This window comes from Streptomyces mesophilus, from assembly GCF_011044995.1.
Lineage (GTDB): Bacteria > Actinomycetota > Actinomycetes > Streptomycetales > Streptomycetaceae > Streptomyces > Streptomyces mesophilus.
On record NZ_JAAKZW010000011.1, the window covers coordinates 1 to 23229 of the forward strand.

General features: G+C 65.8%; 22 protein-coding genes and 2 pseudogenes. 9 read left to right on the forward strand and 15 right to left on the reverse strand.

The features are described 5' to 3' along the window. Together G6045_RS05755 and G6045_RS05760 are read right to left on the reverse strand one after the other, a co-directional pair. A partial coding sequence (locus tag G6045_RS05755) for an AAA family ATPase (RefSeq protein WP_165330710.1) occupies window positions 1-123 on the reverse strand: 123 nt, incomplete at its 3' end. Then, complete coding sequence (locus G6045_RS05760; protein WP_165330711.1) at window positions 120-257, reverse strand: hypothetical protein; 138 nt, start codon at window positions 255-257, stop codon at window positions 120-122. The genes G6045_RS05755 and G6045_RS05760, both read right to left, overlap by 4 nt. Before the next feature lie 354 nt (window positions 258-611). Here G6045_RS05760 and G6045_RS05765 point away from each other — a divergent pair, with 354 nt between their 5' ends. From G6045_RS05765 to G6045_RS05785, 5 genes are all read left to right on the forward strand, one after another. Next, on the forward strand, window positions 612-1031 hold the full coding sequence (locus tag G6045_RS05765; protein ID WP_235967583.1) for a hypothetical protein: 420 nt from the start codon (window positions 612-614) through the stop codon (window positions 1029-1031). A gap of 49 nt (window positions 1032-1080) precedes the next feature. Further along, a complete protein-coding gene (locus G6045_RS42135) occupies window positions 1081-1809 on the forward strand; it encodes a DUF6193 family natural product biosynthesis protein (protein WP_165330713.1) in 729 nt (242 codons plus the stop codon). Between the two features lie 315 nt (window positions 1810-2124). Continuing rightward, window positions 2125-2268, forward strand: a complete 144-nt coding sequence (locus G6045_RS05775; RefSeq protein WP_165330714.1) for a hypothetical protein — start codon at window positions 2125-2127, stop codon at window positions 2266-2268. A 270-nt stretch (window positions 2269-2538) separates the two neighbouring features. Beyond that, a complete protein-coding gene (locus G6045_RS05780) occupies window positions 2539-3039 on the forward strand; it encodes a hypothetical protein (protein ID WP_165330715.1) in 501 nt (166 codons plus the stop codon). 259 nt (window positions 3040-3298) lie between these two features. After that, entirely contained in the window at window positions 3299-3979 is a 681-nt protein-coding gene (locus tag G6045_RS05785; protein ID WP_165330716.1) for a hypothetical protein, read from the forward strand. A gap of 163 nt (window positions 3980-4142) precedes the next feature. Here G6045_RS05785 and G6045_RS41955 read toward each other — a convergent pair whose 3' ends face one another. Further along, window positions 4143-4370, reverse strand: a complete 228-nt coding sequence (locus G6045_RS41955; protein WP_165330717.1) for a LuxR C-terminal-related transcriptional regulator — start codon at window positions 4368-4370, stop codon at window positions 4143-4145. A 516-nt stretch (window positions 4371-4886) separates the two neighbouring features. Between G6045_RS41955 and G6045_RS05795 the strand changes: the two genes are divergently transcribed. Then, a complete protein-coding gene (locus G6045_RS05795; RefSeq protein WP_408056301.1) occupies window positions 4887-8876 on the forward strand; it encodes an SGNH/GDSL hydrolase family protein in 3990 nt (1329 codons plus the stop codon). A 1343-nt stretch (window positions 8877-10219) separates the two neighbouring features. Here G6045_RS05795 and G6045_RS05800 read toward each other — a convergent pair. The 5 genes from G6045_RS05800 to G6045_RS05820 form a co-directional block, all read right to left on the reverse strand. Next, window positions 10220-11107, reverse strand: coding sequence for a hypothetical protein (locus G6045_RS05800; protein WP_165330718.1), 888 nt, complete (start codon window positions 11105-11107; stop codon window positions 10220-10222). Continuing rightward, window positions 11095-11937 (reverse strand): 3'-5' exonuclease, encoded by an 843-nt coding sequence (locus G6045_RS05805; protein WP_165330719.1) that lies wholly within the window; start codon window positions 11935-11937, stop codon window positions 11095-11097. The genes G6045_RS05800 and G6045_RS05805 overlap by 13 nt, the downstream gene beginning before the upstream one ends. 14 nt (window positions 11938-11951) lie before the next feature. After that, window positions 11952-12425: a hypothetical protein gene (locus tag G6045_RS05810; protein ID WP_165330720.1), complete on the reverse strand. Its 474-nt coding sequence runs from the start codon at window positions 12423-12425 to the stop codon at window positions 11952-11954. Window positions 12426-12516: 91 nt separating this feature from the next. Further along, window positions 12517-13311 carry a hypothetical protein gene (locus G6045_RS05815; RefSeq protein ID WP_165330721.1) on the reverse strand — a complete coding sequence of 265 codons (795 nt, stop codon included), beginning with the start codon at window positions 13309-13311 and terminating at the stop codon, window positions 12517-12519. Further along, window positions 13308-14375 (reverse strand): hypothetical protein, encoded by a 1068-nt coding sequence (locus G6045_RS05820; protein ID WP_165330722.1) that lies wholly within the window; start codon window positions 14373-14375, stop codon window positions 13308-13310. Before G6045_RS05820 ends, G6045_RS05815 begins: the two co-directional genes overlap by 4 nt. 607 nt (window positions 14376-14982) lie before the next feature. Between G6045_RS05820 and G6045_RS05825 the strand changes: the two genes are divergently transcribed. Beyond that, a complete protein-coding gene (locus G6045_RS05825) occupies window positions 14983-16209 on the forward strand; it encodes an endonuclease domain-containing protein (RefSeq protein ID WP_165330723.1) in 1227 nt (408 codons plus the stop codon). Window positions 16210-16327: 118 nt separating this feature from the next. On the opposite strand, the gene G6045_RS05830 is transcribed toward G6045_RS05825, so the two are convergent. From G6045_RS05830 to G6045_RS42465, 3 genes are all read right to left on the reverse strand, one after another. Then, window positions 16328-16984: a nucleotidyl transferase AbiEii/AbiGii toxin family protein gene (locus G6045_RS05830; RefSeq protein WP_206343311.1), complete on the reverse strand. Its 657-nt coding sequence runs from the start codon at window positions 16982-16984 to the stop codon at window positions 16328-16330. 2 nt (window positions 16985-16986) lie between these two features. Continuing rightward, a complete protein-coding gene (locus G6045_RS05835; RefSeq protein WP_165330725.1) occupies window positions 16987-17337 on the reverse strand; it encodes a transcriptional regulator in 351 nt (116 codons plus the stop codon). A gap of 84 nt (window positions 17338-17421) precedes the next feature. Next, a complete protein-coding gene (locus G6045_RS42465; protein WP_456243468.1) occupies window positions 17422-17706 on the reverse strand; it encodes a zinc finger domain-containing protein in 285 nt (94 codons plus the stop codon). Here G6045_RS42465 and G6045_RS42335 point away from each other — a divergent pair. Next, a complete protein-coding gene (locus tag G6045_RS42335) occupies window positions 17705-17992 on the forward strand; it encodes a transposase family protein (protein WP_165330726.1) in 288 nt (95 codons plus the stop codon). The two genes, G6045_RS42465 and G6045_RS42335, sit on opposite strands and share 2 nt — an antisense overlap. Window positions 17993-18010: 18 nt before the next feature. Further along, window positions 18011-19300, forward strand: a pseudogene (locus G6045_RS05845) (ISL3 family transposase); the annotation flags it as partial. A 29-nt stretch (window positions 19301-19329) separates the two neighbouring features. On the opposite strand, the gene G6045_RS05850 reads toward G6045_RS05845, so the two are convergent. The 4 genes and pseudogenes from G6045_RS05850 to G6045_RS05865 all read right to left on the reverse strand — a co-directional run bounded on the left by G6045_RS05850 (window position 19330) and on the right by G6045_RS05865 (window position 23155). Next, the gene (locus tag G6045_RS05850; RefSeq protein WP_165330727.1) at window positions 19330-19767 is read right to left on the reverse strand and encodes a hypothetical protein; all 438 of its coding nucleotides are present in this window, start codon (window positions 19765-19767) and stop codon (window positions 19330-19332) included. Window positions 19768-19948: 181 nt separating this feature from the next. After that, a pseudogene (locus tag G6045_RS41205) lies at window positions 19949-20313 on the reverse strand (glycosyl hydrolase-related protein); the annotation flags it as partial. 478 nt (window positions 20314-20791) lie between these two features. After that, window positions 20792-21679: a GntR family transcriptional regulator gene (locus tag G6045_RS05860; RefSeq protein ID WP_165330728.1), complete on the reverse strand. Its 888-nt coding sequence runs from the start codon at window positions 21677-21679 to the stop codon at window positions 20792-20794. A 609-nt stretch (window positions 21680-22288) separates the two neighbouring features. Beyond that, the gene (locus tag G6045_RS05865; protein ID WP_165330729.1) at window positions 22289-23155 is read right to left on the reverse strand and encodes a hypothetical protein; all 867 of its coding nucleotides are present in this window, start codon (window positions 23153-23155) and stop codon (window positions 22289-22291) included. Window positions 23156-23229: the final 74 nt, after the last annotated feature.

Genomic DNA, 23229 nt, shown 5'->3' on the forward strand with positions numbered 1-23229 from the left:
GAACAGCGGGATCATCCACTCGTCAGGCGTCAACCGCAGTGCGTGGTCTTCCTCGGCGAGCTGCCGAGCCTTCGTGGTCTTGCCGGCCCCCGGCAAACCGACCATCAGGAACAACGTCGTCACCCCCTGATCATGCCAGGAGAGCCGAGCCAAACAGCGTGAACTGCTGCAGCGGGCACAAAGCGCAGCAGCACCACCACGATCAGGAGTACGCCCAGCGCCAGCGCACCAAAGGCGAGAACCAGTGCCCCGTTCATGGCCGGCTGCACCTTCGAACACCGGGAAGCGAACAGGGGTGCACGTCGACCTCAAGCACCACACCCGCACCGCAGGCTGCCGCCGCACCCTCCCACGACAACACCGCCAGCACCGCCCCGCTCGACGGGGCCGCCGAGCCGTGCGGCAACCCTCTGGAGAAGGCCCACACCAGTGCCCGCGGGCGAGTCCTTTTGGGCCGAGCCGACGGCCCGGCCCACGCTGGGGAATGACTCCGGTGGCGCGACCGCACCGGAGGCCCTGTGGAACCCAAAGCTGCAACGGTGGAGTGACGGTGCCCAGGCGTGACCCGTCCCAGGCCTGTCGCTAGCCTCATGGCCGACGGGGGGGGAGCAATGGACAGGGACGTCTTCGAATCCATCAGGTACCTTGCGGCGTGCCAGGACTGTGGTGCGGAGCTGGAGTGCACCGGTGTTCAAGCTCTCGTCGGCGGCCGCTTGCGGTGGGATGTCGAATCGACCTGTTCTGTCTGCGGGTTCGCTCTCGCGGTGTGCGGCGGGGACCTGCCAAGTGATCGGCGCGAACAGTTGCTGACCGAGCATGGGGCAGCAACGCTGCAGATCTTGGATCCGTCGGGGAAGAGCGTCACGATCATGCGGGTGCTCCGTGCTGAGCTCGGCATCGACCTGCCAGGTGCAAAGGCGGTGCTGCACCGGCTGCTGAACGGTAGCTACTCAGGAACCCGAGCTGAGATGGAACTGCTGGCCCGAAAACTGCGAGCGTCCAGCATCGATGCCGCGGCTGTTCGCCCCTGAGTTGGATGCGGGCGCACGATGATCGCCATTCCGGCGGCAGACTGGGCGAGTGAACCCTGATCTCTACCCTGACCTGGTCGCAGCAGGAAGCCTGGGCGCGGCACTTGAGCAGACGGCAGCCGACCTCGGTGTCAATCTCACCGTGGTCCCCCACGAAGGGGGAACTCGCGTCACAGCGGGGCTCGCCTCATCGGACCCGCGCCGCAAACCGCTGTCGGTGTATATCGGGGCCGAGGAACGCTTCTTCAGCATCTCCGGCTGGAGCGACGGCATCGAGACCGTCACCGGAGCCACACCCGACCTGGCGGACGTCGTCAAAGCCGGAGTGGCCTGGGGCCAGGGCACCCATGTGCGGGAGATGCGGGCCCAACTGCCGTTTCTGCACTCGAGTGAGCGTGCTGAAGCCCACGAACGCGGGCCGGCCGCCGTGGTGGAACTGCAATGGACGGCCATGCGGCAGCAGGCAGCCGAGGCTCCGGGCTTTCCCGAGTTCGGCAACCTGGTAGAAGCAGCTCACGCTGAACCGCGGCTGAGGCAGCTGTATGTGTTCTCCAGCCACTGGACGCTCGGTTTCAGCTCCTGCACCGGATTCCCCTTCCACCTGCAGGTAGCCATCGCCCCGTCCCGCAACGGCAGCCCGTACCTCGTGCTGAAACACCCCCACGGCCCCTGTACCGGCGAGGCCGCCACTGCTGAGGAAGCTGTCACGCTCGCGGTATCGCAGCTACCCGCGGGCCTCGGCCCGGCCGTCACAGGAACCACCAAACGAGCCGAATAACGGACACGATCCAAGACCCTGCCCAACACCGACCCGACACCGCCCCTCTCCCCACACTCAGGAAACCTGACCACTCACCCACCACACCTGCACCCACACCATCCAACACACAACAACCCCTGGCCAGCAGCCCAACCCACCCCGAAAACGGTCACCCGTTGAACAGAAACAGTGAGCAACCCCCCAGCCCTATCGCTCAACCCATCTGAACAACCACCAGGTCACAGCCCCATCCACTGACCAACCACACCCACCCACGACACCATCAGGTTCGGCCTCGATATCGACGACAGCGCCGAACTCCTCTACCAGGGGATGCGCGTCGAGGAGCAGGCCGGAGACCTCGCCGCGGTGAGCGACGTGTACCGCCAGCTGAAGACCATCAACAAGGTCCTCAAAACCAGCACGGAGAAGAAGTCCGAGAGCGTCTACGCATCGATCATGAAGCGGAGCGCGTAGAACGTGCCCATCCTGAGGGGACATCCGAGTCCTGGAGTTGCGCGGATCTCAAGGTCAGCGCTCTCGTGGTGCCTCGTGGCTCCGCAGAGATACACGCTGGCGCAATTGCGCCAGTTCTCATATCCGCCGCTCCCGGTCGTCAGGCGGGGGGTTAGGTTGATTCATCAGGAGCGGACCACGGATTGACTGACCCCGCTTTGCATCCCGAGCTTCGTTGGTCTGGCGGGTCAAGTGCCTAGGGCGTCATGTAGAGGCCGGAGGGGAACGGTTATGGGCTCAATCAGCAGAAAGAAAAGGTTTGGGGGAGGAGCAACGGTACTGGCTACCTCATTCCTGGCCACTATCGCAATCACCTCGCCGGCCTCGGCTTTGACAAACGAGACCATGGCCGGGGAGAATCTATACAACAATGAAACATGCTATTCCCCACACGCCTCCAGGTTCAAGTTCCACATTTGGTACAACTCGGGAATGGGTGGATCCTATCGGAATATCGGCTACCCTGTATACGATTTCAATGCTCTAAGGCCAGGAAATGGGCACGCTTACCCCCTCAAGTTCTGCAAGATCGGGGCTAGCAACCCGTGGCCCGGGTCGGGCCAGAACATCAAGAACAATGCCGCATCCGGTGAAAATGAACACTACAAGTACACCGCCCGCGTGTATTACTCCAGCGGCTACAAGGGCGTCCAGGACGTAATGGCTCCCTATCAGCACATCTCGCGGTTCGTCAACGTCTATAACGAGAATGCTTCGTTCCGGTGGACGTAATCGAGAGTCGACAGCAGAAGAGTGTCGAGGGGGCACAGTGAGTTCCAACAGGAAATCGGCAAGATTTACAGTTCCCGTGCTGGCCGCAGCAGCAGTCGGAGCGGTCGTAATCACCGGGGTGTTGGCCAGCCCTGGGTCCGAAGAGCAGCCCTCGAAGAGCGGGGCCCAGGGCGGGGACTACTCGGCGGGATCGGCGCACGAAGGGACTGTGGCGGACCCGGACAACCCTGCGACGTGGACTCTGCCGATCCAGGCCTACATGCCGACCACCAGCCAGGCGAAGATGATCTCTGGTGTGCGTGATGACCTCATCGACGCGTGCATGGCACAAGCCGGCCACGCAGACTGGGTGCCCGCACCGGATCTTCCTGCGGTGGGTGGCAAGACGCTCACGGACTGGCGCTACGGAATCCACGACGCGACCCTGGCTGCCGAGCGTGGGTACCACCCTGCTGCTGCGGAACAGCAGGCCTACGACGAAGCCATGAGCGAGGGTGCTGTAGACGAGTCCGGCGCCGACGACTCAGCGCTTCGTTCCTGCGTGAGTGAGGCCGACGGTGACGCCCCGGTAGCTGAGGCGCCGCTGGTCGCACAACAGATCAACGGCGAATCGTTCAGGGCCTCGGCGAAGGATCCGGCGGTGGTCGATGTCTTCGCCAAGTGGGCCTCCTGCATGAAGGAGAAGGGCTTCACGTACACGAAGCCGATGGAGGCCAACGACGATCCACAGTTCACCAACCCTGATCAGGTAACTAAGCTGGAGATCGACACTGCGATGGCCGACATCGAATGCAGAGATCGCTTTGATGTTGCCAAGACCTGGTTCGACGCCGAAGTCACCTTGCAGCAGGCTGCCATCAAGGAGCACCAGTCCGAGCTGGACGGCGCCAAGGCTGAGATCGCTTCGGTTGTTGCCAAAGCGTCCGAGGTAGCAAGGTAGGAGGGGGGCAGCGCGCACCTGCCCGCCAGATACGCGACCCGCCGCATTATGAGGGGGGCCGGTCCATTGACCGGTCCCCCTCATAACTGCGCTCTTCGAGAGTGTACTTATTGGCGAGCGCCTTCCACGCGCTGGCGAGTGCAGCGCTTCCCCCTGACGGCTTCTAGGTTGCGCTGATCTCAGTCGGGAAGAGTCCCAATTCTTGTGCTCGGGCTCCGAGAGCGACTCGGCCTTTCGCCTCGAGTTGTTTCATGAGCTCGTGCACTCGGCGCTGTACGGTTCGATGCCCCATGCCCAGTTGTCGAGCAATGGCAGCATCATCGAACCCGGAGTAGAGCAAGCGAAGGATCTTCACCCCAGTGTCGTCGACTTGCGGCTCAGCGGTCAACATCCCACCCCCCAGTGGAAACTTCTTGCTTCGTGGTCGAAGTCTATGAAGATCACAGTCGCCACAACAGCCACACAACTTTCACGTTAGCGCTTGAAAGTGGTCATGACGGATGGCGCAATCGCGCCAAACTTCAAAGGACTAGGCCGCGACAGCCCCGGGTTCGGGTGGCCTCCCGGCACGGACGAACACGCCTCGTCAGCATTCGAGCGTGAGGATGATGGCTGAAATCCGCTCCAACCGGGTCGTCGGCGGCGGCTGTTCGTCACATCAGCCTCTTTGCCGCACCTGTCCCAATGTGGCCGCGAAATAGCGTTTTGAGAAAGAGTTCCCAAACGCCCAAAAGTGGCTTGACGTAAATACGCCAAGACCGCAGATACGACGCCCGAGTTTCCTCACAGTGTCACGATGCAGGAATTGTGCCCGGATGAAGCGGTGGGCCCAATGAATCGCACTGAGCTCACTCGGGCTAGCCGGGCCGCGACGTGATTCAAGCCGTATCCCCCAACGAGGAGACGTGTGTTGAAACGCAAGAGACCCATTGGCGGCATGGTCGCGACCTTGATCGCCTGTGCCACCCTCACCAGCCTCATGCAGGTGCCTGCCGTGGCTGCACCGACTCAGAATGGGGTTGCAGCCAAGCCGTCCCCAAAGGGCACCGCACCGCCACCACCGACCATTCCCTCCGCGCAGCGCGACGCGGTGCTGGGCAAAGGGTGGAGCAAGTCCGCTGACCGTGCCGTGACAGCCGCAGCGGACACCGACGGTTTGAACATCTTGGTCGCTGACAGTGCCAAGGGCTACGCGTGGAAGACCGCAGCAACCCTTGCCGAGCCGGCTATGCCGGCGGACTCCTGGATCGGCAATCAGTGCGTAATGGACCGTACGCACGTGGCGGCGGTCTACGCGCCGCGTACGGCCACCAACCACCCGGACATGATGCTGGGCGGCGCCTTCGCCGCGATCGTCAACACCGAGACCGGGGCAGTGAAGAAGCTTCCGTTCACCGCTTCTCTCGCCTACTTCGACCCCTCCTGCAACCCTGCGACGCGCACGGCAACCTTCACCTCGTTCAGGGATGACAAGAGCCGCCTGGTGACCGTTGATACAGCCGGGAAGAGCGTGGACGAGACGGTGGTGGCCGGACAGGTCACCTCTGCCGTTCCGGTCGCGGATGGCGCGATCGCGGCGCGCGGTCCGCACCTGGTGCACATCAACCGTTCGGGGAAGGTCAAAACCCTGGCCGACACCGAGCATGTGCCCTTCGAGATCCGCATCCCGGCCAAGGGCAAGGTTGCCTTCCTCGATCGCACAAAGGACTCGGTTCGTGCGCAGATCTGGAACGGGAGCGGGCGTCCGGCGACGATGGCGTCTGGGAAGCTCGGCGACCTGGCGCTCAAGCAGGCCGGCACGCGGCAGGTGTTCCTCTCAGGAGACCCCGCGGGCGCTGTGGACACGGAGGGAACCGGGGTCACAGCGCTCGAGGCGTCCCCTGAGGCTGACGTCTCCAGCCATGGCCGCCTGGCCGTAAACCCTGTTGTGTCGCCGGGTGTCCGCACTGGCCTGGCCCGTATCAAGGATGCGGGAGGCGGAGGCCCTCAAGGGGCGCCGGCGAAGTCTGGCGATGGCAGCGCGCAGCCCCCGTTGACGAGTGAGGCGGAACCGCTGACCGTGACGTCCACCGCCATGACGACAGGGAGGGAGGTAGAGCAGAGCGTCCCGGAAGCAGGCGGCAGCCTGGGCAAGGCCAAGCTCTCGCCGGCTCTCCCCGCCGACAAGGCGCGTGCGCGCACCCAGGCGGGGACGGCTGCGGCCGCGGACCCGAACAACCCGGTGGACACCGACCGTTGGTGCTCAGTGCCCCGTAACGACGTGAACAACCAGGCACTCCAGCCGACACCGAATCAGGTCGAGTGGGCCGTCGACATGGCTGTACGGGGTGAGTTGCGCGCCAACTGGATCACCCAGGGCGGCTGGCGCAACCAGACCGGACTCCAGAGCGATCCGCAAGGGACATTCAAGCTTCCGTATCTGACAGGCGGCGGGCGTATCCCCGCCAACGTACTGCTGGGCGTCCTCGCTCAGGAGTCGAACCTGTGGCAGGCCGAGCAGGGCGCAGTACCTGGTCAGATGGGCAGCCCCCTTGCGGCAGTGGCAGGGTTCTACGGACACAAGGCCGACAGCCCCGGCGGGTACTGGCAAATCAACTGGGACAAGTCCGACTGCGGGTATGGCGTTGGGCAGGTCACCGACGGGATGCGCCTGGCTGCGCACACGGACCCGGACGACCCGCCGGCCTATGCGCCGAACGTGCAGCGGGCGGTCGCGCTCGATTACACGGTGAACATCGCTGCGTCCATGTACATCCTCGCTGACAAGTGGAACGAGCTCCACCTGGCTAACCAGTTGCTCACCGTCAACAACGACGACCCCTCAAAGGTCGAGAACTGGTTTGCCGCACTGTGGAACTACAACCTCGGATTCAACGGGCGCGACCAGGAGCAGGCGAACGGCAACTGGGGGCTGGGCTGGTACAACAATCCGGCCAACCCCCTTTACCCTGCTGGCCGTGACCCGTTCCTGGACGCGGATGTGGATCCCGAGCACTGGCCGGAGGATGCCGCGAATCCGCAGAAGTGGCCGTACCAGGAGAAGGTGATGGGCTGGGCCGCGTGGTCCATGGATGCCGGCTACTCGTACGCCACCTCAGGCCGTCAGGACTGGAAAGGTGAAGACGGCTACGACTCGGCCGGGTTCAGGCCCGCATGGTGGGTTACCAAGACGGACCGCACCGCGGTTAAGCCGCCCCTCGAGGCCTTCTGCAACGCGAAGAACAACTGCAACGCAGCAGCCCCGCCGGACTGTCCCGATGCCGCGTGCTACACCCAGTACTGGTGGAACGCGGGGAACGTGACCTGGAAGGACTGCTCGGACTCCTGCGGCAACGAGAACATCAAGTACACGACGCTGAGAGCCGAGCCCGGCCGAGGCTACCGCCTTCAATTCGGCACACCCGTATGTGACAAGACCGGCCTGCCGTCCGGGGCACTGGTCATCGACGATGTTCCCGCCGGCACGCAGACGTGGAGCAGCAACAACTGCGGTACAACTGCCTCAGACGGCAGCTTCAAATTCACCTTCAACCCCGGCACCAACGGCCTGTACGAGGCCAAGGGCGACCTCCACCAGATCGGCGGCGGCTACGACGGCCACTTCTGGTACACCCACACCCGCGACAGCGCCCACCTCGGCGACTTCGGCGGGCGGATGACGGTGACCGGCACCTGGACCCTCGGCCAAAGCGTGGAATGGGCCCGCGTCTTCGCGCACGTACCCGACACCGGAGCCCACACCCAACAGGCCCACTACGTGATCAAGGGTGTGGCGGGAGGTGATCGCAACCGCTACATCAACACCTTCCACAGCAAGAACAAATGGGTTGAACTCGGCGTCTACCGGTTCACCGGAACCCCTCGCATTGAGCTGACGAACACTACGGCGGATGGCACGGCAGACGAGGACATCGCGTACGACGCTGTCGCGTTCCAGAAGCTTGCCGCGAAGCCGAAGCACATGGTTGTCACCCTTGGGGACTCCTACTCCTCTGGTGAAGGTGCAGGGGCCTACTCCCCCGAGTCCGACCGGGGCCACGGCAAGCCGACATGGAATGCCTGCCGGCGCAGCGCAAACTCCTGGACCCGAAAGACAGTTCTGCCCGGTCAGACGGCCACCACCGGTGCACTCGCAGACGCCCACTCGGCGTCGGTCGACCACCAGGACGTGTCCTGCTCCGGTGCAAAGACATGGGAGGTACTCGGAGACGGAGTACCAAAATCCTGGGCGGACAGGGGCAACTACGCCAGTGGTGAAGGGCAGTTCCATGAGATGTCACAGGTCAAGTCGGGCGTGCTGTCGCCGGACACCACTTTGGTGACGCTGACCATCGGCGGCAACGACGGCAATGCCTTCCCGGACGCCGTCATAGCTTGCTATGTCATCGGCTACTGCGAGAAGAGTGACTACACCGCAAGAATCGACGCGGCAGTTGCAGAGACGAGGAGGATCATCGACACAATCGACGATCCCGGCAATGCACAAAACGCGCAGATCGTCCTTATGGGCTATCCGAGCATCGTCGCGGACGAGAACGGGGACTGCGCTGGTGTCCAAGTCGGTGTCCTGAACGATCTCGCCGACTATGTCCGAGACAAGCAATCGGCCATGGTCGCCGACCTCAAAACCACTGGCGTCAAGGTGGCCTTCGCCAACCCGATCCCGGCGTTCGAGGGGCACGGTGTCTGCGACAGTGATGAGTGGATCAATGGTTCGGTGGCAGGTCCAAATGGCGAGGGGGACTTCCACAATGGCGACGATGTCAGCACGGTCTGCTTGTGGTTCTCGAGCACCTGCTTGAGCCGTGAGTCCTTCCACCCGAAGTCGTCGGGCACGACCGGATACGCTGCGGTCATGAGCAACACCCTCAACGCCATCGGCTACAAGGGAAGTTAGCAAGATTCCAGTGCGCAGCGAACATGACATACCGCCGGACAGGGGGATGCGGCGCATCCCCCTGTCCGGCGGGTGCCTTACGGCTCTCATCGCAGCCCTCTGCCTGCTCGGCATTCTCGTAGGAAACCTCATCTATCAACGCTCAGCCGCAGATCGAAGAGCCCTCGATCAACTCAACGCCTCTGTCGCTGACGCGCGAGCCCGCCTGCGCGCAGCCGCAGGGGACGGGACACTGACAGACGAAGAAATCCATCAGGCACTCGGAATGTCCCAGGCAGGCGTCCGGGATACAGTGCGCGCCACAAACACGGTGACCATCAAAGCCCTCGTGCGCGGGACGCACGCGTCCGCGCTCGGCGGCGGCGAAGTCGCCCGCTGTCGAGCCTTCCGCGTCACCTTCTCCGCAGAGGGGGCGACCGTGAGCGACAGGGCAGCGGAGGGGTGTTACGCCACCTCCACGACCGATTCCGCACCATCTTGAGGGTCGCGTCACCGTCTGACTTGAACACCTCATCGGGCATCGGCATGCAGCCCGGAGCTCTACGGCGCGAGTCTCTGATGATCTTCATGTGCGGGTGGGCTCGGGAGGGGGCACGGTCGAAGCCTGCCCCATCGACGCAGTGACCTTGTCGCCCCCGCCCGAAGAGGCGGGGGCGACAACGCGCAAACCCAACCACGTAGCTGATCAGGACCTAGGCCACCGGCCGGTATCTGAAAGCCGCGCCTGCACCACCCGAAGGGCCTTAGGCCTCATCGCTGCTGCTGTTCGTTCGGTGGTCGACCCAGCGCTGCTTCCCCGTGCACCCTGCCGCGACGGTCAGGCAGCAGACCTCGCCGCGGTCAGTCACGTGTATCGCCAGCTGAAGACGATCAACAAGTTCCTCAAGACCAGCACGGAGAAGGACTCCGAGAGCATCTACGCGTCGATCAGGCAGCGGAGCGCGTAGTCCTGGCTGCTTGAATGACCATGGTGGCGACCCGTTCTCGCGTACGCGGCGCACCGAATGCCGTTGAAGACGGAGGATTTGCGTGCCTGGCCCTTCCCTTCCGCCTCCCGACCAGCGGATGACTGTTGAGGCGTGTCTTCATCGGTGGCCGAGTGGTATCCACCGCACCGAGCTCATCCATGGCGTGCTCGTGTTCAGCGAGAACTTCGATGAACGCGATGTCGCGGCTGCGCAGCGCACCTATCCCGGGCGCCGTGTTCTGTTGAACGAGGACGGCTGCATTGAGGTCCACCCTGCGGGCCCGGGACCGGTCACGTCTGTACTCGACACTGCTGGCACTCACCCCGACAACGATCCGCGCACGTCCCATGTCCCGTGATGTGAGGGAGCGGACGGCTAGAAGGGACAGTCGCCAAGGTCGGGTTGCTTCGGCTTCGGACGGTGCTTGTCCGCGCAGGCGGGAGAGCAGTACTGCGGTGGGCACGCCCGGACCGGGCGAAGGTACTCGTGGAGCGGATCGCCGCAACCGAGGCAGTGCTTGGTGACGCCGCGTAGACGCCGTTCCTCCTTGTCTGCAACCGTGCGCAGCCGGATTCGTTCCTTGCCGGTGGCGTAGCGCATCTCGAGCTGTTCTGTCTCGTCCCAGATCTGCTCTTCGATCATGTTCTCTTCGACGAAGAGGGACTCCAGGAGGGTGCTGATGACGCGGTCGCTGGCCCCTTGGGTGGCGGCAGCCGCGACCAGCAGTTCGGCCTGGCGGCTGCCTCCGAGGCGTGCGGGGTCTCCCTCGAGGACGCAGTACGCCTGCGTCGCCCAGCTCTGGGCCATGGCCGCGATGGTGTCGGGGTGGCTTGCTGCCAGGTGGGTGTGGCACAGATCGATGGTGCCGCGCTCGATCATGGGATCGCTGCAGTGCGGCTCGGCGCAGAGGACCCCCACTCCTCCCCATGGCGGGGTCAGTCGGATGCGCAGCTGCCGCTCGGTGACGAGGGTGACACCGTGGTTGTCGGCGGACTCCACCGACAGCTCGGCATCGGGGCCTTCGAGGGCCAGAAGTCCGGCCAGGGAAAGGACCGTGCCGGGGGTCACCCGTCGCTGGAGCACCGTGGAGTCGAACCCTTCAACACGGCCCCAACTGTCTTCGTCCTCCCATGAAATCCGGGGGTGGGTGAGGCATTCCATCAGCAGGTCGGAGAGACGGAACGTGGAGCGCGATGCTCCTGCGATGCCGCAGGGCTGATCGAGGGCAGGGGCAGAAGTCGTCAAGGTGGTCACCATGTCCATCGGGTCGGGAGTGTTTCCGGAGCGGGATAGGGGCGGGAGGCCATTGAGGTGACCAGGTCCAGGAGCTTTCGGCAGTTCGCTCCGGCCTCGTAGGCGCTGCCGAAGCGTTGGTAGCGGTAGGCCTGTCGGTGAGCTGCCCACAGACCCTTCCACACCGCGTAGCGGGTCATGACGTCATGCCAGTGCTCGCTGCGGAGCCGGGTTCCCGTGACCCCTGACCGGGAGTTGAGGCGCAGCAGTTCCCGGGTGACGACTTCCCTGCCGAAGGCCGCGTTGTACACGAGGCAGGTACGGCCTTGGATCGTCCTCGTCAGATCTGGCAGGAGATCCCCGAAGGTGGGGGCGTCGAGCGTGTCCCGGGTGCTGAGCCCGTGCAGGGTTTCGGCGCCGGGCGTGACGGCAGCCAGCGGATTGATGCGTTCGTTGAACAGGATGCGATGGTCGCGGTCCATGACGGCGATCTGAACGGCCCACGCGTGGTGCAGGCCGGTGGTCTGGATATCGAGGACGACCAGCGAGCGGTCGCGGAGCTGCTGACGCGCCCAGCGCCGGGTGGCGTCCAGATGATTCGGCCAGGTCTGCGGGCGCCGCAGCGCCCTGACCGCGTCGTCGAGCCGGATGTGCCGTTCGTGCAGGGATTGGACGTGCCACAGCGGGCGTTGCCCGTCTTCGTGTACGCCGGGCAGGGCGTGAACGGTGCCGCGGTAGCCGTGGCAGTCGTAGACGCACCACGAGGGTTTGTCGGTGTCGGCTGGCCGGACGAAGTAGGTGGGGACCGCGTCGATGGTCTGCGTGAACAGGTCGGCGAAAGCGCTCGGGTTGGGGTGCATGTTCGGGTCCGGCGTCAGGCGGCGGTGTGTTCTTCACGGGGCTGGGCTGGCAGCCAGGGAGTGAGAGGGATGCTGTGGGCCATCCAGTTGTGAAAGGACTCCGCGGTGTACAGCCACCCATTGCCACGCAGCCACCCCCGCTGGGGATAGGTGCGGCCCAGCTTGAGCACCAGGTGCTGGCCCTCGACCTGGTCTGACTGCCCGAGGTCCAGGTAGATGGGCCTGCGGCAGGCATCGATGGTTTCGCGTGGGGAGCGCCAGTTGAAGAACACGAGTTCCTTGCCCGGCTCCAGCTGCAGGCGCAGCCGTCCCTTGATGTGGGCATCCACGGCGAAGAACAGCCAGACCATGGCGCCGTAGACGAGTTCGCGCTCCTGAATGTGGAGACGGTCCAGCGGCCCCCACTGCAGCTCGACGACCGTTCCGCACGGGGACACGACGTCGGCTTCCCGCGTCCCGTACGCGATCCGCTGTCGATGCTCAGGCAAGCCGTTGCGCCACCCGCAGTTCCACTGGCCTTCTCCCCGTTGCCGGGGCGCCCCCAGCGCGGCACCGCACTGGGGACAGAAACGTGCCTCGTCAGGCATTGCCGGCCTTGAGCTGGGCGTCGAACCATTCGACCGCCGTGTCGGACAGGCCAAGGTCCCGGGCTTCGATGCCGGCGGCCCGCAAGACGCCGCGGAGCGTGTCCTCGGCCCGATGCTTGTTGGCCAGGTCCTCGATGGCGCGCCCGGCCTTCATTACGAGGTCAATGTCCTCGACCAGGAGTTCCTCGGCTTTGGCCTGACGCTGCAGCGACTTGCTGGCCTTGGCCATGCGCTTGTACTCGGCTCGGTGACGCTCGCGCCACGTGGGAAGGTTCGCGAGCAGGTTCGCCGCTCGGACGACGAACAGGCTGCCCTGCGTGCCGGTGCCGATCGTCTTCCCCTCCGTACCACCGCGACCCGCCGCTGCGCCCTGGCATCCCGGCTGCGCCGGTACGTCGCCGGTTCCCGGTCCGCAGACGACAGTCGTCGGGTTCTGTCCGGACGTCGCCGGGGCCGTGCCGGCGGAAATACCCTCGCCCTTCGCGGCCGTGCCGGATGAGTCCGTGTCCGACGTGGTGGTACCGGTCACGATCTGCGTGCAGCGGGCCTCGTCGTAGGCGGCGTGCTGGCGTTCCGCCCAGGCCCAGGAGCTCTGCCAGAACTGGCGGGCGACGTGGATGGCGTGCTCTTCGCCCGCCATGAGCTTCATGATCAGCAGGTCGTTGGCGATGCGTCGCCACTCCACGGACGTCTGCGGGCCTTTCGCCGCGACGTCATCACAGAAATCCGCCAGCCACTGGGCGGTTTCGGAGTTGAACCGGTTGAAGAAGATGTGGGCGTTGCTCACTGTGCCTGCTTTCCGACCAGGCGCAAGCCGGGCTTGCGCGCGTCGCTGATGTTCTGTGCCCAGGCGGTGACGTCTTGGGCGAGGTAGGCGATGAGGGTGAGGAGCTCGTCATCTGCCTTGTCCACGACGGATTCCGCCGGGTACCAACTGGACACGAACTTGGAGAAGCGGCCGAGGGCGGTGGCGAAGTCCTCGCGCCACTCCGCCAGCAGCAGGTCGTCGCTCGGCTTGGCACCGCCGAGGACCTGGACGAATTCGTGGAACGTTGCCTGCTCTGCCTCACTGGTGCTTTCGCTGCCATCGCGGTGCTGCACAGCCGCCTGTTGGGCAGCCAGCTCGGCGAGTTCGGGCTCTTCGCGCAGCACCGCCCGGGCGAGCGCCGGCCGCTCCAGCAAGTACGAGGCGGCGATGGACCGTTTGGCCTCGGTGTCGGAACGCACGGCGTCGAGGACGGCCGCACGTGCCTCAGGCTGGTGGGACGCGAATTGGTGGACGACCTGCGTGACGGCTTTGCTCTGCCGCGGAGTCTCCAGGGTCCGGCCGGGCAGCGGATCCGCGCGCAGAGCCTTCAAGAAGTCGCTCTCCGTCGCTTCGAGCACACCTGCCTGCTCGAGCTCCTTCATCACCCGCAGCAGCACGGTGCTCTTGTGCGCGAAGACGGCGGGGTCGAAGACGGCGGAGGCCCCCTCCCCCTGCGCCACCAGGAGCATGACGCTGAACGACACGTACACGCAGGAGTCGAAGACCTGCTGCCTGAGTTCGGGAGCCCACCGATGCTCGACCATGCGGCACCGGTGCAGCGTACGAAGCGACAGCTTCTGATGTTCGGCGAGTGCTGTGAGGTGCTCCTCCGCGTGGGGATTTCTCGCCCCTGAACGGCTGGGCGGGCCGAACTTGGCGTTGAGCCAGCCCCCGACTTCGAAGCGGGAGGCTCTGAAGTCCCGCCCATTGGAGGTGCTGCGCAGGGCAAGCCGGCCGAACTCCTGGAGTTCCTCTTCGGTGCAGCCGGTGTCCGCGATAGCTGCGGGCTCCGTCCAGGTGGACTCAGTCGAGGACAGGGGCATGGGTTTGCCTTCCCGGGCAGTCGAGTTCCGGCACCGCATGCCGGGCGGTCACGGATCGTAGCCAGGCTGTCGCCTTCCTCAACTGCAGTCGATCATGGGCTGATAGGACTGCCCTTTCGTCGGCCCTGGCATCAGCGGGGCGGGGTGAGGCGTCGATCAACCGGGCTCCAGAAGAGACCGCCCCGAAGAGTGATGGTCGGGCTTCCGGATTGTCGGCCGCCGGCGACGCTGTGCCAGTCCCGCTCTGCTCGGTCCAAAAGCGCTCGGGCCAACTACGTGGTTTTGGTGAGTAGGTCACGCGACGGACCGTAGGAGCCGTCTCTGACAGTCCGTCACGCTATTGGCGTAGCCGCGTAATGCGATGTGGGGAATGTGTCACGCGCGCGGCCCAGGAGTTCCAGCCGCAGGTTGACGATCGATGGGGGCGCCGCCTGAGCATGCGTGCTGCCGACCAGCGCTGAAGGTGTTGATCGACGGTGAATTCAGGGGGCGGCAGTGCACGCCCGGCGCCCTTTTGCTCACGATTTCCGCGCCCTGATTTATCTTCTTATCGCACCGATTCACCTGGGCCGCGCTCGTTGTCAGTGGCACCTGCCACGATCCGCGCATGCTGATTCAAAAGAGCACCGCGCAGGCCCTCTTGGACGACATGACCGAAGGCTGCAGCGTCCCCGTCGCCAGCAACGCGCTCACCCAAGGGTGGTTCGGTGTGCACGGCCATCTGTTCGTCGGGGCCCACCCCATCCGCGGCTATAAGTACAAGGCCAACGGCAAGTGGCGCTTCGACGATCGTGAGGTCCGCAGGGCAGCGCAGGCGCTACTCGATCTGCAATGGGACCCTCAGGATCTGGTCAAGGCCCGGATTGGGAGTACCGATCGAGCAGGTGCCAACTGGCGCGCTGACGTGCGCAGTTGGATGAACTCCGCGGCTTTCAGTGTCGTCCTGGAGAACGGATGCGCCTGCTCCACTGAGTCGTGCAGCAGGCCGTACGGGCTGGTGGAGACAGGACTGCCCTGCGGACTGTCGATGGACGTCTTCCGGGAGACCTGCCAGAAGGCGTCGATCGCCGGGACGCTTCCGCTCTCCGTGCTCACCTGGCAGGGCGGGGACTGGTGGGTCCCGCGGGCCTACGCCAAGCTCCTGGCCCAGTGGGAGAAGGCAGACGACGCGCTGGCCGACAAGGCGCGCGCATGCACCTCATGTGGAGCCAAGGCCGGCTATTCCGACGACTGGCGTGTCTCCGGATCCTCGGGCTGGACCACGCTGTGCCCCACCTGCGCGGCTTCCGGGTTCCGCCCCTACCGAGGCCATCTGCGAGGTGTTCGCTACCGCTCGGCGCGTATGAACGCGGTACGCGCCGACGACTACCTGTGCGTCCTGTGCAAAAGCCCTCGCCGTGCCTACTACTGGGACCACTGCCACGAACACGACTGCATTCGCGGCCCGGTCTGTGCGAGCTGCAACACCTTCGAAGGGCACGGCATGAACTACGTCGCCCGAAGCGGGTCTCTGTCCCACCTCTTGGAATGCGCCGTCTGTCGAAGTCAGCGAACGCTCCCCGCACGGCACCGTGACGACGCGCTCCGAAACCACCTCAGCAAGACAGAACCTCACCATGGCTGCCGCGCCCGGCTCGAGGTCACGGACGTGCGAACGGAAGCCGATGGCACCGTATGCTGCCGGATCTCCTGCACAGCCTTTCCCGATCCGCACGCCTGGGAGAGGAAACTCAGCGCGTCCGAAGCCGCGGAGATCATCGAAGACCTGGTCGGCACGGTGACTTCACAGTCAACTCCTCCAGCTGGGCAACTCGCTGTGAGTGGAAGAAGCTGACGAAGCGCGGGCATTCCACGCCGTGACGTTATTGGCGGCGCAGGCCACGCGGCACGCGCCGGCGGCGACGGGTGGCGGGTGTGCCGGGGAGGCAGCCGCCCGGCCACGTCGGCGTCGGCTACTCGTCGTACGGAGCGGCCAGTCGCAGACCGAGCTCGGTGGCCCACTGCTGGAAGAACGTGCGCAAGGCGCTGATGTACGCCTCGTCGAGGCCGAAGGCGGTGAACTCGGCGTCGTCGACCCACTCGGCGCCTTCGAGCCGGCTGTGCAGGTCTTCGAGGTCGAAGCGGTCTCGTGCGTGCCGGCGGCCGAACTCTTCGAAGTCCGCGGTGGTCCAGCGCCTCGAAGCGGCGAACACGTCGATGAGGTCGCGGGCCGCTCCGCGCTCGGCGAGCGCGCGGACCTTGGTGCCGATGACGTCCTCCTCGGCGAGGACCGGGCCGTAACTCAGGTGCGCCACCGGCTTGGTGAACACCTCTTTGAGGACGTCGACCTCACACTCCTCGCCGGTGGTCGGCTCGGTGACGGTGAACCGCGCCGACAGGGGCGCGATCTCCAGCTCCGCCACCCGCCAGCCGCGCTGCTGCAGGCCGGCACTGACGGTGTGGGCGATCTGCTCCATCGGCTCGGGGCTCTCCGTGGCCACGTCGAGATCGTCGCTGGGCCGGTCGACGATCCGGTGCGCGCGCACGGCATAGCCGCCGGTCAGCACGAGCGGGTACGGAGCACCGATTGCGATCACGTCGGCGAGAAGCCGGGCGTGCAGCTCGGGCATCGTCACGCAGCAGCCCCGGCGGCATCGCGCAGCTCGGGGAAGGCGCTCTCCCACACGTCGCGGATCGTGCGGCTGACCAGCTTGCGCAGGACCGGCCACTGCTCGAGCAGCAGCTCCCGGTTCAGGAAGCGGCACAGATCATCATGCAGGCCCTCCGCCAGGACCGTGCGGTACAGACCCATCCGCTGACGAGGCTGACCGAGATCAAACTCCCGCAGCCCGGACCACACGACATGTCCGGGCAGTGCGACGACGCCGGTGCACGGGCCGACCAGGTCGGTGAGCTCGGCAGGCACACGCTGTTCCCACTTGGCCCGGTACAGGGCCAGATCGCTGGCGTCACTGCTCGTCATGTCTCCAGTATCCCCGGCCGCCGTACGGATCGGCCGCAAATCGCGGGCGCTGAATCAGCGCACCCCGCGGGCAAGCCGGCAGCGCTACGGATGAGGCTTGCCACGGCGCGTGTACTCCTTCGCCAGCTCAAACCGTGCGCGATGGGGTCCGGCCGGGCTCTTGCAGGGCGTGTTGTAGCCGCTGCCGCAGTCCGGGCAGGTGACCTCGAATGCCAGCCACGGCCGCTCCACGACGTTCCGTGCGGGGGCGGGGGCGGGTGCGGCTGGCTGCTGATGAGGCTCGTTGAATTTGGTTCTGACCGCAGTTTCGTGAATGCCCAGGTCAGGGGCGGCATGCAGGAACGTTCCTCTGCGGGACATCCTGCGCATGGGGGTCGAATCGCTCGCTGATGTTCTGTTCTCCGGTTTCGATGTGCGGTTGACGCGCGTCACCGAAGCCGCCGAAGGACTGGTCGTCGAGGCGGTCGCGTGCGGGCCGCCACCATGTTGTCCGGGGTGCAACTCGGAGGCGTCGAGGGTGCATTCGTCGTACGAGCGCGGTCTGGCAGGGCTGCCGGTGAACGGCCGGAGCGTGACCGTGCGGTTGCGGGTTAGGCGGTTCTTCTGCGACCGCGGCCGGTGTCGACGGCGGACGTTCGTAGAGCAGGTTGCCTAGCTCAGCGAGCCGTACCGCCGCTCCAGTCTCGGACTGAAGCAGTGGCAGCACGCGGTTGCGGTCGAGCTGGGTGGCCGGCCCGGCCAACGACTGTGTCGGCGGCTGCGGTTGAAGGCTGGCCGGACTCGGTTGCTGGGCCTGCTAATGGAGCCGGCCGTCCCCGAACGGGCGCCGCGCGTGCTCGGTGTCGACGACTTCGCCTTCCGCAAAGGGAAGCGGTACGGCACGCTGCTGGTCGACGCCGAATCCGGCCGCGTCGTTGACGTCCTGCCCGACCGTGAATGCGGCACCTTTGCCGCCTGGCTCACCGCGCACCCTGGCGCCGAGATCATTTGCAGAGACCGCGCGACCGCATACAGCAAGGCGATCAAGGAAGCCGCACCGGAGGTCCTGGAGGTCGCTGACCGGTGGCACTTGCTGCAGAACCTTGGTGCGGCCGTGGAGAAGACTTGCCACCAGCACCGAGCCTGCCTGCGCAAACGCGTCGAGGAGGAGACCGAGGTGCCGCTGGCGGCAACCGTCACGATCACCGAACTGCCGCCTGCCGAGCTGCCCCGCACCCAGATCATCGAGCGGACCCGGCAGCGTCACGCCGAGGTCCTACGGCTCGTGAACTCCGGCTGGACCATCAGCGCCATCGCGCGTCGACTCCGCCTCGACCGCAAAACCGTGCGCCGCTTCCGCGACACCGACCTCGACATCCTCCTGGCCTCCGCCCGAGACCGACGCCCCGGCGTCCTCGCCCCGTTCAAGGCATACGCCACCGCCCGCTTCACCGACACGGGCGGCAACGTCACCGCGCCCCAGGTCCTCGCCGAGATCCACGCGCAGGGTTACCGCGGCAGCGTCCAGGCCATCCGCAAACACTTCGCCGCCCTCCGTAAAGGCACCGCAGAGCCTGTCCGCGCAGACGTTCCCAGCCCGCGGAAGATCACCTCGTGGATCATGTGCCGCCGCGAGGACCTCCGGCCGAAAGACGAGGAACGACTCCTTCAAGTCCGACTCGCCTGCCCTGACATCACCCGAGCCTGCGACCTGGCCCGCACCTTCCACGACCTGGTCACTCACCGCCGCGGACACCTCCTGATGGGCTGGATCCGCCAGGCCGAACAGGACGCCCCTACACCCGTCCGCGGCTTTGCCGGCTTCCTCCGCCAGGACCTCGCTGCCGTCACCGCCGGACTCACCCTGGAGTGGAACTCGGGCGTCGTCGAGGGCAACGTGAACAGAGTGAAAACGATCAAGAGGAGCATGTACAACCGGGCGTCCTTCCGGCTCCTCCGGATCCGCATCCTCACCCGACCATGAGCTTCACGAAACTGCGGTCAGAACCGAATTCAACGAGCCCCATCAAGGCGGAGGTCTCCAGCCCAACTGTCGCAACGAACCCGGCCAGAGGCAAAAGTGACCTCGAGCGCGATGCGCCCCGTCAGGGGCTCGAACTCCTCTCTCACCGCCAGGACGTCTTCCCCGAGGTGGGCAGCAAACGGCGTCCGATCACCCACCGGAGCTACCTCGACCCGCCCCCATTCGGCCATGTCGTACCCCTCGTGCGGGCTCGTGGACTCCACGACCAGGCACCAGTCAGAGCCGGTGGTGATGTGCACGGAACTGCCTTGGTCGTCGATCAGCCATACCTCCAGCGGATCCTCCGCGGCCTCGCCCCCGCTCCGATCCCATGCGGCGAAGACGCTCACCAATCGACGCCCGACCAGGGCTTCAGGACGTGCGCCGGACCCGTGCAACGGACACTGGTTCACCTTCTCCGACTCCACAAAGCGACCGTACCCTCCACCAACGCCGCAGCTCACACGGCTTGACGGGAAAGCCCTTGGGCCCGGCCGTGCCGCTCGACCGCCGATTCCGGCTCCATGCCTACGGGTTCGGCGGGCTCGGCAGGTCCGACGGAAGCCGGGGCCTTCGCCTCCGGTGAGGCAGCCGGCGCCCGGCGCTTCGTCAGGCGATCCGACCACCCCCGGCGCGCGGGAGCAGGCGTACGGTCACGATCTGGAACGGGCGCAAGGCGAGTGTCACGCGGTCGGCGGTGATGGTCAGTTCTGGTTCGTCAGTGAGGGGACGTTCGAGGAGGTCGGTCACGGCGGCGGTGGCCAGGGGGATCCGGCGCGCAGGGTCGTCTTGGCGCGGCCGCCGAGTGACTCGTAGAGGCGCACGATCACGTCTGCTGAGCCGTCGTCCGCGAGCTTGACCGCTTCGATCACGACACCGGCGTGGTCGACCTCGACCAGTGGGGCGACGGCGGCCGTGCCGGCGACGGTGCGTTCGGCAAGGTTGAAGCCGTATCCCTCGCGGACGGCGTCGCCGCCCTGCTTGAGCGCCTCAAGACCCGCACGCGCCGCATAGGCGCTGTAAGCCACAGAGACCGCACCGTTGTCGCCACTCGCAGCGCCCGCGGTGGTACGGATGGTGCACTGCTCGGCCAGGTAACGCTCCCGGTCACCCAGCGACCAACGGGCGGAAGCCAGATCTACGGCTGGTTCGACACAAGGAGGATGCTGGCATCCTCCTCGGCTGCCGCGAGCCACCCACACCAGTTCAGCAGGACATTGATCGCCCGGTCGTTCCGGCTGATCGGCGCCAGGTTCTGAGGCTGCTCTTCGTGGATTCCGCGCGTCTCGGCTCCCGTTGGCTGGGCGGCACTGCTCCCCCCTCTTACTCACCGCAAGGACAAGCGATGGCCGCAACCTGACAGGGCCCGGGAGGAAAAGTCCTCGGGTTCGAAGGGGCTGACTTGGCCGCCCTACACGCTTGGGCTGCTGTACGGCCCGATGACTGCAGGGCTCAAAACATCATCTCACCGGCGATGGTTTCCCACACCGAGTTGAACCACAGGTGGGATTGCTCAACGAATCCGATCTCGCCGTCGCCTTCGCGTTGGGTTCCAAAGCGCCGCTGCATGCCCAGTTCGGGCGCAGCGTCGTACAGCTCGATGTATTCGTGGTCGAGCTCCATCCCTCTGCGGACGAGCGTGCAGTAGCCGAAGAGGGCCTGGATGCTGTTGATCAGGTAGAGCTCCGCCATGGGTGTGAAGGGCAGCGTCCGAAAGGACACCTTGGCGTCGATGCCGTGCGAGGCCCGGAGCGAGAGCAGAGCAGACCGCAGCGCCCGGGCGTGTGAATTCCGACGTCCCAGCCAGTCCTCATGCAGTCTGGATTGACCGTCAGCGGGCCCCTCCACAAGGAGGGGGTAGGCGAGTTGGATCTCACTGCTGGGCATCATGACCCGTACGTCGATCCTCGCCGGCTGGACCTTGCCTGCGTGGATCTCGAGCACGGGACGCCCCATGGCCAAGGACAGGGCCTGGCCCGTCAGGCAGACAGCATCCAACTCGACGAGAGGCTGCGTGAAGCCAGCCATCAGCCCGTCCCCCAGACCCACACTCGACGGTGCCCATGACGAGGCCCCATCGCCCCGCGGCCTGCCGGTGCCCAGGCCGCGGGCCTGATCAACGAGGCGCATCCAGTCACGCTCGTCAGGTGGGGGCAACTGCGCCCACTGAGTGAGCAGCCGGACGACTTTGAGGAGGTCGTCCGTTTCGCGTGGGGCGTGATTGCCGCGCCGCCAGTCGCTCAAGGTCGCGATCGGCACGCCCGTCTCGCGGTGGACACGCGTCAGGGTCAGCCGCGTACCGCCTTCAGCCAGGCGCGCGTGCGCTGCATCCCACAACACAGAGAACTTGATCGATATTGGCGATCCCACAAGGCCCCGACCCCGATCACATCCGATTCGTAAGTTCCGACTCGGATTTCAGCGTAGGACCTCGGAGTCCGGACCACTCCGAGATCCCTGGTGCCAATCGACCGCGCACCTGCCAATGAGAGGTCTACCGGCAGGCGCGAGGCCCGCCGGCTGCAAGGGGGCTCTCATGAAGAAGACTGATCGGAGCCGGCGCACGGGTCGACGGCTGGGACGAGCCGTCCTGTTCGCAGCCGTACGCGGCGCCGGTACAGCTTTCGGCGCTGCAGGCGCGGGCGCGGTGATCTGGTGGATCCAGAGCCGATGACCGGCCAGCCTGTTCTCACCCTGGGCCGGTTGGAACACCAGACGGCCAGTTCACAGCACGCGGCGGATGTCCCAGTCGTCGTTCTCCCTGCAGCCGCGGACGGCGACGGTCTTTACGGGCTTGGATGGGTGGCAGGGAGTGGACCTCCGCCCTCGTGCCACCGCCAGAGTTGAAACGCAAAAGCGAGGTGGCGGTGGAGGAAGGACGGCGGCACGTTGATCCCTGCGCGGTCAGATGGGATGCCAGCGTTAGAGATGGCCTTTCCAGTCTGGGTATCAGCTGCTGAGGTCGAACACGCCCCAAGTGGTGAACGGTTCGGCCTGGACGTAGATCCTGCTTCCTCGGCCGACAACCCGCCGGCGTCCGGCACCAGAGCCATCGGGCAGGGTGAGCAGGCCGACGTTCGTTGGCTCGACGGATGTTTCACTGATCTCTCCGTGGGCGAGTCGGTCACGCTCCTCGCCGTAGCCGCCGTAGAAGGCGACTCGCTCACCGTGGACGGCCACTGCGTGGGAGCCCCGCACGCGGTTCGTCCACACCCTGACGGGCCGATTGGTGCGGTCGGGACGTATCTCGACGAGTGGGAAGTCCGTGTAGGGGCACGCCCAGGCGGCAGTGCCCGACACGTTCAGGGCATAGCAGTCGAAGAGACCGGGGATGCCCGCGTCGCCTGACGTCCAGGTGTGCCGACCTGTGGAGCTCCAGCGGTGAATCCCGATCGGGTTCTCGTCGAAGTGCCCGACCCAGATCTGGCCAGCCTCGTCCACGAGCAGGTGCTCGATGGCGTCCCCGGCGGAGAAGGACGAGGTCTCGCGGCCGAGCGCGTCGAAGACCTGGACCTGGCGCCTGTCTTCGTACCGGCGGACGCGAGACGCGGCGACGACAAACCCGCCGTCAGGCAGGCGGTCCAGGTGCGGCCAGCGGGCCCGCACGGAGTTCAGCTCGGTGAGTTCGACGTTGCCGCCCGGATCGACGGAAACGACCAGCGCGTCAAAGGGCAGGACATCGCCGCCGGGCTGCGGAGCGCGTTCGGCAAGCAGCCAGTGGGCGGCGCCGTAAACGTCGACGGTACTGGTCAGGACGTGGCGGTCATGGTGCGCTTGAGGAAGGTGGGCGTAGGGAACGAGGGCGGTCTGCTGCACGGACTGGCTCTCCTGAGTAGTCGGTCACGGCCATCGGGCGGTGCGGTGAGCGACGGTCGGCGGCGCGCGAGCGG